We start from the raw sequence: 11539 nt of genomic DNA, 5'->3' as shown, positions 1-11539 counted from the left end.
GGTGGTGGCGCGCGGCGAGCCAACCTCTGGTCGCTAGTCGCCCACCGACACAAACCCGACGACGACCCGCAGTCACGACTCGCGCGCCGCGAGGCCGCACCGTGCGATCCGCCCCGATTGGGGAGCGCCGCTCAACGGCTTGCACCGATAGTGTGGCTCGAGCCTGGAGGGAGGCATCCGTCATGACCTACAACTCTCAGAGTTCGAGACCGCCCGCAGTAGACGAGACTCGAGGAACGATCTTCGCGCTCGCGATCGTTCCACTCGGGGTCATCGCCTGGTGCATACTCTGGAACTTCGGTTTCATCGCGTCGATTGTCGGATTCGGTGTCGCACTCGGTGCCGTGTTCCTCTATCGAATGGGCTCAGGGGGTCAGGTCACGCGTGGAGGAGCTATCCGAATCGCCGTACTCACGATTCTGACGCTCGGTCTCGCATTCTTCGCGGGGATCGTGCTCGACGCCCTTCAGGGATACAGCGCGGCGAGTGGGGAAACCCAGATGGCGCTCGTCACCAATCCACTGTTCTGGAGCGACTTCTTCGCGGTGTTGGGGGAACCGGACGTGCTCGGTAGTTACCTGCCAGACTTCGGGCTTGCGTTGCTGTTCGGAGTGCTTGGCTGCTTCAGTGTGCTGCGGACCGCGTTCCGCGAGGCTGCAGCTCCGGCAGCCGTCGACGCTGCCGATCCCGCTGGCCCAGCGGCAGTCGACCCCGCCGTAGACCCTCAGACTCCTCGCGCCTAGCTCGCATTCTTCTTCGGTCCCTCGAGCTCCGCTAGCCTGGAATCGGCCTCGTTCTCACGGCGAAGCCGACCTGACTCGGCAGCACGGCCGAGCAAACTTCACGCGAGGGCACGCCACAATGACACACGCCAACGGCACGTTGCCGGACACATCGACGGCTTCCCCGCTCACGCCACGCGCTGCGACGTTCGGCTACGTCGTCACCCTCGGCGGGTTCGTTCTCGCCCTCTGGATCTGTTTCGGCCGATTCCTCTTCGGCATCGGCGGCTCAYTGACCCCGATCTACGTCGTCACGATCGGATTCCTGGTCGCGACACTTCACTTCTTCGCCGGGCGCGCCATCAGCCGCACGGCCCGACTGGGGCGCAACACCCGGCCTTCGACCGTCGCGATGATCTGCATCGCCTGGTTCACAGGCATCCTGCTTGGTCTGATGATTCCGGATGTCACGGCGGAGGGACTGCAGACAATCGTGAGTGGGGCAGTCGAGCCGGGGCTCGGCATCGCAATCGGGTTGGCGAACCCGCTCGGGATCATCTGTCTGGCGACGTCGATCGCGGCCGTCGCCCTCGCGCACGGAGATGCGAAGGGCCGACCGGAGATCGAAGAAGACTGACAAGACCCTCGCGCATCCGCACAATCTGGCACAGAATCAAAACGTCAATCCGACAGGTTCACCGCACTGATGCGCAATGAGGAGACGAAACGATGACGACACGACTCAACCCCTACCTGAGCTTTCGCGACAAGGCACAGGAAGCGATGGATTTCTATCACTCGGTTTTCGGGGGTGAGCTGACGCGCAGCACATTTGGCGAGTACCAGATGGGCGACGACACCGAGAAAGACAAGATCATGCACTCCCAGCTGCTGACCGAGAGCGGGCTCTGTCTGATGGGCGCCGATACCCCCAACGAGATGGAGCACACCCCGGGCATGAACGGGTCGATCTCGATTAGCGGGGGTGACGAAGCAGAATTGCGGGGCTACTGGGACAAGCTGCGGGATGGCGGAGTGGTCTCCCTTCCGCTCGAGAAGGCGCCGTGGGGCGACAGCTTCGGCATGTGCATCGATAAGTACGGCGTCAACTGGCTGGTCAACATCAACGGTACGCCGGCAGCGTAGTAGCCAGGTCGGCGGCGATCCTTTGTCGGCCGGTCAGGATTCCGGCACGACCTCTGCGGGCGACTTGTCGGGCCGCCACCCCCGCCAGGTGGGGTGGCGCAGCCGGCCGGCCGCCGTCCATTCGGCAAACTCAACCTCGCCGACCAGCGACGGACGCACCCAGTGGGCTGTGTGCGCGTCGAGCTCGGGGATGTCGGCAAACGGGTTCCCGGCCTCGGCCAGCGGGGTGAGGCGCGCGGCGATCTCGACGAGATCGCGGTCACTGAATCCGGTGCCGACCCGGCCGACGAAGCGCAGGAGATCGCTGTCGGGGCCGCTGGTGTCGGGGATGCCGAGCAGCAGCGCGCCGATCATCCCGGCACGTTGCCCCTTGCCCGGCCGCCAGCCGCCGATCACCACCTCCTGAGTGAGATGCAGTTTGAGCTTGATCCACAGCCGGGAGCGGCGACCGACCGCGTACGGTGACTGGCGTTCCTTCGCCATCACTCCCTCCAGCCGAAACTGGCGGCTCGCGTCCAGCGCCGCGGCCAGGTCACCGACGAAGGCCGGCGGCGCCTGCACCGCGGCGTTTGACGTGAGCGCGGCGTCCAAAGCACGTCTCCGCTCGTCGTAGCTGTCTTGAGTGAGCGGCTGTTCGCCGAGCTCTAGCAGGTCGAAAACAAAGTAGCGCACCGGTGTGCGCCGCGCGGCGGCCCGCACATCGATCGGATCAGTCAGCTTCATGCGGGTCTGTAAGACCCCGAAGTCGGGCCGTCCGGTGACGTCGAGGGCGACGATCTCCCCGTCGAGCACGGCGGATGCGACGCCCGGGTCGACCGCGGCGAGCACGCTGTCGACCAGCTCGGGATACGACGCGGTGACGTCGTTGCCGTTGCGGGTGAGAAACCGCACGCCCGGTGCTGACCCGCCCCGGGAGAGGTAGCCCACGGCTCGGATGCCGTCCCACTTCATCTCGAACGCCCAGTTGCCCTCGTGGACATCCGTTTCAGTGCCGGAGGTCGCGAGCATCGGAGCGTAGCGTTTCGTGGTCGGCCGACTTCGGGGGAGCGATGCCGGGGAGCGAGGGCGGTGCCACGATGACGCCTCGTCGCCAGCGCCCGCGGCGCCGGCCGCCGGCGTCGCCGTCGCGTCGACAGGTTTCATCAAATGGATCAGCCAATTCTTGTCGGTCGGCTGCCCGCCTCCCGTTTTGATCAGCGCGAACCGGCGGCTTCCGCCCAGGCCGCCGCCCGGTTCGCCGTGCAGCGTGACGATGACCTCGGTGTCGCGCCACTTCTCGAGTTCGTAGTCGCCGCTGTCCCAGATGCGAATGGTGCCGGCCCCGTACGCGCCCGCCGGAATGGTTCCCTCGAAATCGCCGTACTCCAGAGGATGGTTCTCGGTGCGCACCGCCAGATGGTTGGTGGCCATGTCGGTGGGCACTCCCTTCGGCAGCGCCCACGAGGCGAGCACTCCCTCGTGCTCGAGCCGCAGGTCGAAATGTAGAACCCGGGCGTCATGCTCGTGAATGACAAAGGAATGGCCAGCGGTCGGCGGCGGTACGCCGGCCGGGATCGGCTCAGGGGTCGGGGCCGTGCTCCGCTTCGACCGGTACTCGGTGAGGGGGTCGTGATCGGTAGTGGTCACGTTGGCGGCGGGAGCGGCGGAAGGCGCCGCGGCGGGAGTCGTGGCGGGCAGCGGCACCGCGCCCGGGATCCAGATCGCGGCATCCGCTGGCTGGGGCGCCTCGCTCACGCGTGCCAGCGGGTCGCCTCGCCGCTTGACCCGCTTGAGCACCTCGCGGTAGTCGAGCTGGGCGAGATCGGGCGATTTCAGCTCGCCCCAGCGACGCGGCGCCGCCACGAACGGATGCGCGCGCCCACGCAGCGAGTAGGGCGCGATGGTGGTCTTCGCCGCGTTGTTCTGGCTCCAATCGACGAACACCTTTCCGGGCCGCAGCGCCTTGCTCATGGAGCTGACGATCAGATCGGGATGGTCGGCTTCCAGCGCGCGGGCCAGCTCATGGGCGACATCCGCGACCTGGTCAGAGGTCTGACGCCGGTCGAGGGCGGCATAGAGGTGGATGCCCTTGCTCCCGCTGGTCACCGGCACCGGGTCGAGGCCCATCTCCCGCAGAATCGCCCGAGCGTAGCGGGCGACGTCGGCGCACTCGACTAGGCCGACGCCCTCTCCGGGGTCGAGATCGAGCACCAGCCGGTCGGGATTGCGGGGCGCGCCGCCGCGCCCGAACTGCCATTGCGGCACGTGAATCTCGAGGGCGGCGGTCTGGCCGAGCCAGGTCAGGGTCGCGAGGTTGTTCACCAATGGGTACTCGTTGACGTGATCCGAGTGCTGGATCGACCGCCGCGTGACCCACGACGGAGTGGCCTCGTCGAGGTTCTTCTGAAAGAACGACTGCTCGGGATGCTTGGCGGTTCCGACGCCGTGCACCCAGCGTTTGCGGGTAGCCGGGCGGTGGGCGGCGTGAGTGATCAGAAACTCGGCGATCTCGGCGTAGTAGCCGAGCACATCGGCTTTGGTGGTACCGGTCTCGGGGTACAGCACCTTGTCGAGGTGGGTCAGCTTCAGGCGGTGGCCGTCCACGGTCACCGTCTGCGTCTGGTGCGCCGCGTGCGCATCATTCGTGTGCTGCCCCGTGGCGCCCATGCAGCAAGCATGCTCCCGGCTGCCCGGGAAACCTAGCGAGCAGCCCGGCATCGGTGTCTACTTGAACCGTGAGATCGATTTGGAAGGGCGCCATCACCTTCGGGCTCGTCAACGTGCCGGTCGCGGTCTATGGCGCGACCGAGGATCACGACATCGAGCTGCATCAGGTGCACGACGCCGACGGCGGGCGCATCCGTTATCAACGTCGTTGCGAAATTTGCGGCAAAATCGTGGCCTACGAGAACATCGACAAATCGTTCGAGAGCGCGGAAGGGACCGTCGTTCTCACCGACGCCGACTTCAAGTCGCTGCCCGAGGAACGCAGCCGGGAGATCGACGTCGTGTCGTTCGTGCCCAACGAGCAGATTGACCCGATCATCTTCGAACGGAGCTACTACTTGGCCCCCGACGGCAAATCGTCGAAGGCGTATGTGCTGTTGCGACGCACGCTCGAAGCCACCGACCGCACGGCAATCGTGCATTTCGCGCTGCGGCAGAAGACGCGCTTGGGCGCACTGCGAGTGCACGGCGACGTGCTGCTCCTGCAGTCCCTGCTCTGGGACGACGAGGTGCGGGAGGCGAGCTTTCCGGCGCTGGATGAGCGCGTCTCGGTCTCCGACAAAGAGCTGGAGTTGTCGCAAGCCCTGGTTGAGTCATTCGCTGCCGACTTCGCGCCGGAACAGTTCACCGACGACTACCAGGTGCAGTTGCGCGACCTGATCGAGGCGAAACTGGCGGCCGGCGACACCGTGAAGTTCGAGGAAACGGTGGGTGCCGACACCGGCGAGGGCGGGCAAGGCGAGGTTCTCGACCTGATGGAGGCACTGCGCCGCAGCGTCGAGCGCAGCCGCTCGGGCGAGAAGACTCCGATCGAGAAGAAACGGGCGGCACGCGGGGCCGCGAAGTCGAAGAAGTCGTCGGCGTAGGCGCGTTCCTTCGCCGTCGAACCGTGAGAAGAGACGCTATTTCGCGCAGTAATCCAGTCATTTCTCACGGCTCGCGAGCGGATGCCGGCGATCTAGTCGTAGACGCGCACGAGCTCCCATTCGGCGCGACCGGTGCGCCGCACATCGAAGACGCGTGAATCGCCGGTGCCTGACGTTCCCTGGAAGCGCCAGCCGATGATCGGTTCGGGCGGGTGGGTGATTCCGTCGAACAGGTAGTCGGGAGCGCCGCGGAGCGGAGTGGGGGTATCGGTCACGACGTAGCGGATGCCGCGCCAGACGAGCCGCACGGGAACGCCGCGTTCGCTCCACACGGTGACGGTATCTGCGGTGTGGACGATCATGGTGACTCCTCAATCAACTCGAATGTATGTTCGATTGTTAACGAGGATAGGCGCATTGCTCGTGAAACGCCAAGAGGCAACCCTCCCGTTGATCGAGGAGCGCCCGACGGAGTCGGCCGTGTCTCGAGATCTCGCGAGCCGATCTCCGAACGCGATTACGTCTGAGGATTCGCTCGCGGGGTCTCGAGACGCTCGCTGGCGCTCGCTCCTCGACCAACGGGGTGCCCGAGACGGTCGGTGGCTCGTCAGAGCCGGTCGTGCTCTGCGTCCGCGCGCGGAATCAGGGGCACGGCCAAGGCCGGGCAGAGTGCCGCCGCCGCGAACGCAATCGGGAAGCCGGCCAGGCCGATGAGTGCTCCGATGCCGGGTCCGACGAGCGACGCGGCGATGAACTGGCCGGTGTTCTGCGCGCCGAGCGCGCGGCCGGCCCAGGCGGGTCCGGCCATCTCGGCCACCGAGGTGAAGGCGAGGCCGTTGTCGGCGACCGACACGGTGATGGCGATCACAAAGACGACGGCCGCCGCTCCCCACTGCGCAGCATCCAGTGCGGCGAGCACGAGCATCACGGCCGCGGCGGCCCAGGCGACCCAGCGGAGCGGGCGCACGCGGCTGCCCACTTGGTCGCTGAGCACTCCGACGCCGATGCGGCCGACGGCGCCGATGAACTGGGCGGATCCGACGAGCACGCCGGCCGCGAGCGGTTCCCAGTGCAGTTGCGTGACCAGCCAGACGAGGCCGAACGTGGACAGCGTGAACTGGGGTACGACGAGCAAGATCGACACCGCATGGATTCGCCACAAAAAGCTGCTCGCGCGGTAGGGATTCGCGGAACGCACGCCGGCATCCGTCGCCGACGCCGGGGTGCGCGGCGGATTCACGATTGCCACCGCGCAGACGACGGCGAGAAGTGCGGTCAGGATCAGGGGCACGTAGAGGGCCGCGGCGACGCCCGCAGAGCCGGCGATCACCGGGATGGTCACCGCGGCGACTGTCACGCCGAGCGGCTGTGACATCTGGCGGATGCCCATGGCGAGTCCGCGGCGATTCTTCGGGAACCAGCCCACCACGACGCGCCCGCTCGCCGCATTGGTGCTTGCCGCGGCCATGCCGCCGAGCAAAAAGAACAGGCCGAGCATGACGTAGCCATCGGCGAAGATGGCCCCCACGGCGGCGAGCGCGGTGAGTGCGAGGCCGCCGGCGATCACCCAGCGTTCGCCGATGCGGTCGGCCAGGGCGCCCCATGCGATCAGGGTGAGAACCATGCCGATCGTGGGGGTCGCGGCGAGCAGCCCGGCCTCGGCAAAACTGAGGCCGCGCTCGGTGTGCAGCAGGGTGATGAGAAAGGTGGGGGCGCTCACGAACACGGTGCCGGCGGTCTGGGCGGCCACGCCGAGGCCGAGCATGCTCCAGGCGCGAACGGCGTTCGGCATGCGCTCGGGGCGGCGGGTGGCGGTCGAGGTCGAGATCGTTTGCGTCACTCTGTCGGCTTTCTCTTCGGGAGCGCTGTCGGTGGCCGAACCTGTCGCGACCCCGTGGGTCGATCTCAGAATCCGGCTCGCAACTGCGCCGAGAATTACGGTACACCACTTTGGGATACCAAGATGGTGCACCATAATGGGGGCATGGAGACGCCGGCGCACACCCCGCACATTTATGACCGCATGCGAACGGCGATTCTCGACCTGGACTTGGCTCCGGGGGAGAGCGTGACCGAGCGCGGGCTCGAAACTCTTTTCCACACGTCACGCACGCCAGTGCGGGCGGCGTTGCTCAGTCTGCAATCCGACGGACTCGTGCAGCGCGTCGGTCGCGGCTGGATCATCGCCCCCATCGACCTCGCTGAGATTCGTGCGCTCGCGGAGTGGCGGGAATCGGTCGAAACCGCAGCGGTGCGTCTTGCCGTGCGGCGCGCGAGCGACGTGGAGATCGAGGCGCTCTCCGCGCTACTCGATGCGGCGCGGCCGGCCGACGACGGGGAAGAGGGGGTGCGAGCCGGAAGCGAGTTCCATGTCGATCTCGCGCACCTCTCGAGCAATCAGTTCATGGCGAACGCGACGGCGGATGCGATGACGCGGCTGTCGCGCACACGCTGGCTCGAGGTGCGCACTCCCGACGCGCGTGAGCGAGCCTGGCAGGAGCACCGCGACATCGTCGATGCGGTGCGTGCCCGCGATGCCGAGACCGCTGCCCGCCTGGTGGCCGAGCACATCCGTGGCACCAATGAGCGTTTGCTGGAGTCCCTCACGGCCGAGCGTCGCCGGCTCCGTGGGCGCGGGCTGTCGATCATCAGCGGCGAGGCCGAATAGTCGGTCTCGGTGGTCGAGCCTGTCGAGACCAGGTGACGTGGTCGAGCGGCTGAATCAGGCCGTGGCGTGCTGCGCTGACGGCGCCGACTGCTCGAGCCGCTCGAGGATCGCGCTCGACGCAGCCGCGAATGCGGTGAGCTGCTCCTCGCTGAGGGCGCTCGCGAAGTAGCGCTCGACGGCCGCCTCGTGGCAGAGCCGGGCCGCGGCAAACGCCGTCTTGCCGGCATCGGTGAGACGGATGTCCACGCTCCGCGAGTCGGTCGCGCAGGTGTCGCGGCTGACCAGGCCGCGTTCCTCCATGCGCTTGAGCTGGTGCGAGAGGCGGCTCTTCTCCCAATCCAGACCGCAGCGCAGCTCGAGGGAGCGGAGTGTCTGCTGTTTTGCCTCGGTGAGCGCGAGCAGCACCTCGTAGTCCGGCTCGGAGAGTCCGGTGCTGCGCGTGAGTTCCCGGTTGATGCGACCGGTGAGTTGAGCGCGGAGTCCTTGATAGGCGGTCCAGGCATGCTGGGCGGCGGTCGGCTGCCGGGTACCCGAGTCCGGGGTGGTGTGCGTCTGCATGGCCATGGAATAACTCTACGCGAATGTGGTTGATACATCTACAAAATAGTTTTATGGTTGATGTAACAACCTCAACGGGAGAAGGAAACATGCAACTCGGCGCCTACAGCTTCGGTGACGTTCAGGCCGACCCGCAGGGTCGCCTCGGCTCGACGGCCGACGCCATCCGCAATCTGTTTGACGCGATCACGCTGGCGGATGCCGCGGGCCTGGATTACTTCGGCGTCGGCGAGCACCACACCCGGGAAATGCCGGCTTCGGCGCCCGCCACCGTGCTGGCCGCGGCGGCCGGTGCGACGAAGAACATCACCCTCGGCAGTTCGGTGACGGTGCTCAGTACCGAAGACCCCGTGCGCGTGTTCCAGCAGTTTGCGACGATCGATGCCATTTCCGGCGGCCGCGCCGAGATCACCGCCGGGCGCGGCTCGTCGGTCGAGTCATTCCCGCTGTTCGGTTTCAGCCTGGGCGACTACGACGACCTCTACGCCGAGAAGCTGGAGCTGCTGCTCGCGCTCAACGAGAACGAGCGCGTGACCTGGAACGGAACGTTTCGCCCAGCGCTCGACGACGCCCTGATCGTGCCGCGCCCGGTGAACGGAACCCTGCCGATCTGGCTCGGCACCGGCGGGAACCCGAGTTCATCGATCCGCGCCGGAAAGCTCGGCCTGCCCGTGGCGTATGGCATCATCGGCGGCTACGCCGACCGGTTCGCGCCGCTCACCGAGCTCTACCGGCAGACCGCGTTTCGCGCCGGTCACGACGCATCCACCATCAAGGTGGCCGTCGCGAGCCCCGGCCTCGTCGCGCCCACGTCGCAGGGCGCCAAAGACATTTACTACGAGGCCTGGTTCCGCATGATGACCGAGCTCGGCAAGCTGCGCGGATTCCGCCCGCCGACCCGCCCCGAGTTCGACGCGCAAGCCAACGGTCGCGGTGCGATCCTCGCCGGCAGCCCGAGCGAGGTCGCCGATCGCCTGATCACCCTGCACCAGAGCCTCGGGCACACCCGCCACATTCTGCAGATGGACGTCGGCAACCTGCCGCAGGCCACCTTCCTGCAGTCCATCGAGCTACTGGCGACCGAGGTGCTCCCGGCCGTGCGCCAGGAGCTCGGCGAAGACAGCATCGAACTCGTTGGTGCTGCTGAAATCGGTGCTTCTGAAGGAGGCGCAGCATGAGCGGTGTGAAATCGATTGCCGTGCTCGGCGTCGGACGAGTCGGCAGCGCCGTTGCCCGGGCCGCGATGAAAGCCGGCTACACAGTGACGGTCAGCGCCTCGGGTGACCCCGACGACATCCGTCTCTTGACCGAAATCGTCATTCCGGGTGCGACACCGATGTGGGCAGYGGATGCCGCCCGCGGGGCCGACCTCGTCGTGCTCGCGGTGCCGCTGCACAAATTCCGCGCGTTGCCGGCCGTCGCCCTCGCCGGCAAAACGGTGATCGACTCGATGAACTACTGGGCGCCGGTCGACGGCTCGATCGACGAGTTCGACGAGGATCCGCGCTCGACGAGCGAGGTCGTGCAGGAGTTCTTGGCCGCCGCGCACGTGGTCAAGTCGCTCAACCACATCGGCTATCACGAGCTCGAGGCCGACGATCGGCCGATCGGATCCGCCGATCGGCGCGCGCTGGGTCTCGCCGGCGACGATGCTGCGGCCAAAGCAATCGTCGCTGAGTTCATCGAACGTCTCGGCTACGACAGCATCGATGCGGGGGAGTTGGCCAGTGGGCGGCACTTCCACCCCGGAACCGCGGTTTTCGCGGGCCGGCACAGTGCGGCCGAGTTCGAGGCGATCCTCGCCGGCGTGGCCGGGGCATCCGCTTCGGGCGATGCGCACGGGTCGGATGCCCTCTTGGTGGGCGTCTGAACCCTCGATATCGTTCGCCGAACCGTGGCGAATGACCATTCTTGAGCGTCGTGAATGGTCATTTGCCACGGCTCGCGGCGGTGAACTACCGATAGCGTGATGAATCATGTCAGGGAAGCCAGCACTACGCAGGGGCGCGACGGATGCGTCGGCACCCGTCAGTGGCGATCGGCCGGTCGACGACCGCTCGGTGGCCGCCCGCCTGTTTGCGATCATCGACGCATTCACGACGCCGATCGCCGCGTCGCTCACCCTGACGGCGATCGCGGAGCGGGCTCGTCTGCCGCTGTCGACGACGCATCGACTCGTCGCCGAATGGGTCAACTGGGGCGGGCTCACCCGTCAAGACGACGGGCGCTATGCGCTCGGATTGCGCCTCTGGGAGATCGGGGTACAGACCCCGACCGCGCACAATCTGCGCACCATCGCGTTGCCGTACCTTGAGGACCTCTTCGAAGTCTCCCGCGAGCATGTGCACCTCGCGATCCTCGACGGGCACGACGCCCTTTATCTCGAAAAACTCTCGGGGCACAGTCCCGTGCGCATCATTTCCCGGGTCGGCGGGCGGCTGCCGCTGCACTCGACGGGGGTCGGGCTCGTGCTGCTGGCGTACGCGCCGATGGATGTCATCCAGGCCTATCTCGGCACCGCGCTGCAACGCTTCCTCCCGCAGACCGTCAGTTCGCCCGACGAACTGCGGCGGCGATTGGCTGAGGTCAGGGTGCAGGGCGTGGCACGGATGTCCGACGAGATGACCGTCGGGTCGAGTTCGATTGCCGCTCCGATTCGAGACAGCACCGGCCTCGTCGTTGCTGCCGTGTCGACGGTGACGCGTTCGGGCACGCCGGTTGATCCGGCCCAGGAGCTGGCCGTGCGCGTAGCGGCGCAGGGGATCAGCCGCGCGCTCGGGTATCGGCGACCCACAAGCTGACGGCGACTTCATCGTTGGTTGAGGAGCAGCCGACGGAGGAGGCCGCGTCTCGAAACCACGCGAGCCAATCCT

Annotated in this window: 12 protein-coding genes; 8 read left to right on the top strand and 4 right to left on the bottom strand. The window is 66.9% G+C overall.

The genetic code is table 11. The features are described 5' to 3' along the window. The first annotated feature begins 182 nt into the window (after positions 1–182). The 3 genes from AB4Y63_RS05960 to AB4Y63_RS05950 all read left to right on the top strand — a co-directional run bounded on the left by AB4Y63_RS05960 (position 183) and on the right by AB4Y63_RS05950 (position 1868). Complete coding sequence (locus AB4Y63_RS05960) at positions 183–743, top strand: hypothetical protein (protein ID WP_441790123.1); 561 nt, start codon at positions 183–185, stop codon at positions 741–743. Positions 744–861: 118 nt separating this feature from the next. After that, positions 862–1359: a hypothetical protein gene (locus AB4Y63_RS05955; RefSeq protein WP_441790122.1), complete on the top strand. Its 498-nt coding sequence runs from the start codon at positions 862–864 to the stop codon at positions 1357–1359. 92 nt (positions 1360–1451) lie between these two features. Beyond that, positions 1452–1868, top strand: coding sequence for a VOC family protein (locus tag AB4Y63_RS05950; protein WP_441790121.1), 417 nt, complete (start codon positions 1452–1454; stop codon positions 1866–1868). A 33-nt stretch (positions 1869–1901) separates the two neighbouring features. Here the strand turns inward: AB4Y63_RS05950 and AB4Y63_RS05945 are convergent, their stop codons facing one another. Beyond that, positions 1902–4514, bottom strand: a complete 2613-nt coding sequence (locus tag AB4Y63_RS05945) for an ATP-dependent DNA ligase (protein WP_441790120.1) — start codon at positions 4512–4514, stop codon at positions 1902–1904. Positions 4515–4582: 68 nt separating this feature from the next. On the opposite strand from AB4Y63_RS05945, the gene ku reads away from it, so the two are divergent. After that, a complete protein-coding gene (gene ku, locus AB4Y63_RS05940) occupies positions 4583–5440 on the top strand; it encodes a non-homologous end joining protein Ku (protein ID WP_441790119.1) in 858 nt (285 codons plus the stop codon). 92 nt (positions 5441–5532) lie between these two features. Here the strand turns inward: ku and AB4Y63_RS05935 are convergent, their stop codons facing one another. Both AB4Y63_RS05935 and AB4Y63_RS05930 read right to left on the bottom strand, forming a co-directional pair. Further along, positions 5533–5802, bottom strand: a complete 270-nt coding sequence (locus AB4Y63_RS05935) for a DUF6504 family protein (RefSeq protein ID WP_441790118.1) — start codon at positions 5800–5802, stop codon at positions 5533–5535. 245 nt (positions 5803–6047) lie between these two features. Then, a complete protein-coding gene (locus AB4Y63_RS05930) occupies positions 6048–7232 on the bottom strand; it encodes an MFS transporter (RefSeq protein WP_441790132.1) in 1185 nt (394 codons plus the stop codon). A gap of 192 nt (positions 7233–7424) precedes the next feature. On the opposite strand from AB4Y63_RS05930, the gene AB4Y63_RS05925 reads away from it, so the two are divergent. Then, a complete protein-coding gene (locus tag AB4Y63_RS05925; RefSeq protein WP_441790117.1) occupies positions 7425–8108 on the top strand; it encodes a GntR family transcriptional regulator in 684 nt (227 codons plus the stop codon). 54 nt (positions 8109–8162) lie between these two features. On the opposite strand, the gene AB4Y63_RS05920 is transcribed toward AB4Y63_RS05925, so the two are convergent. Continuing rightward, the gene (locus AB4Y63_RS05920; RefSeq protein WP_441790116.1) at positions 8163–8672 is read right to left on the bottom strand and encodes a MarR family winged helix-turn-helix transcriptional regulator; all 510 of its coding nucleotides are present in this window, start codon (positions 8670–8672) and stop codon (positions 8163–8165) included. 47 nt (positions 8673–8719) lie between these two features. Here AB4Y63_RS05920 and AB4Y63_RS05915 point away from each other — a divergent pair, with 47 nt between their 5' ends. The 3 genes from AB4Y63_RS05915 (at position 8720) to AB4Y63_RS05905 (ending at position 11467) form a co-directional block, all read left to right on the top strand. Further along, entirely contained in the window at positions 8720–9844 is a 1125-nt protein-coding gene (locus tag AB4Y63_RS05915; protein ID WP_441790115.1) for an LLM class flavin-dependent oxidoreductase, read from the top strand. Then, a complete protein-coding gene (locus AB4Y63_RS05910; protein WP_441790114.1) occupies positions 9841–10536 on the top strand; it encodes an NADPH-dependent F420 reductase in 696 nt (231 codons plus the stop codon). Before AB4Y63_RS05915 ends, AB4Y63_RS05910 begins: the two co-directional genes overlap by 4 nt. Before the next feature lie 106 nt (positions 10537–10642). Then, positions 10643–11467 carry an IclR family transcriptional regulator gene (locus AB4Y63_RS05905; protein WP_441790113.1) on the top strand — a complete coding sequence of 275 codons (825 nt, stop codon included), beginning with the start codon at positions 10643–10645 and terminating at the stop codon, positions 11465–11467. The last annotated feature ends 72 nt before the right edge of the window (positions 11468–11539 follow it).

The organism is Leifsonia sp. YAF41, assembly GCF_052113185.1.
Lineage (GTDB): Bacteria > Actinomycetota > Actinomycetes > Actinomycetales > Microbacteriaceae > Cryobacterium.
This window is presented reverse-complemented; position numbering and strand designations above follow the sequence as displayed.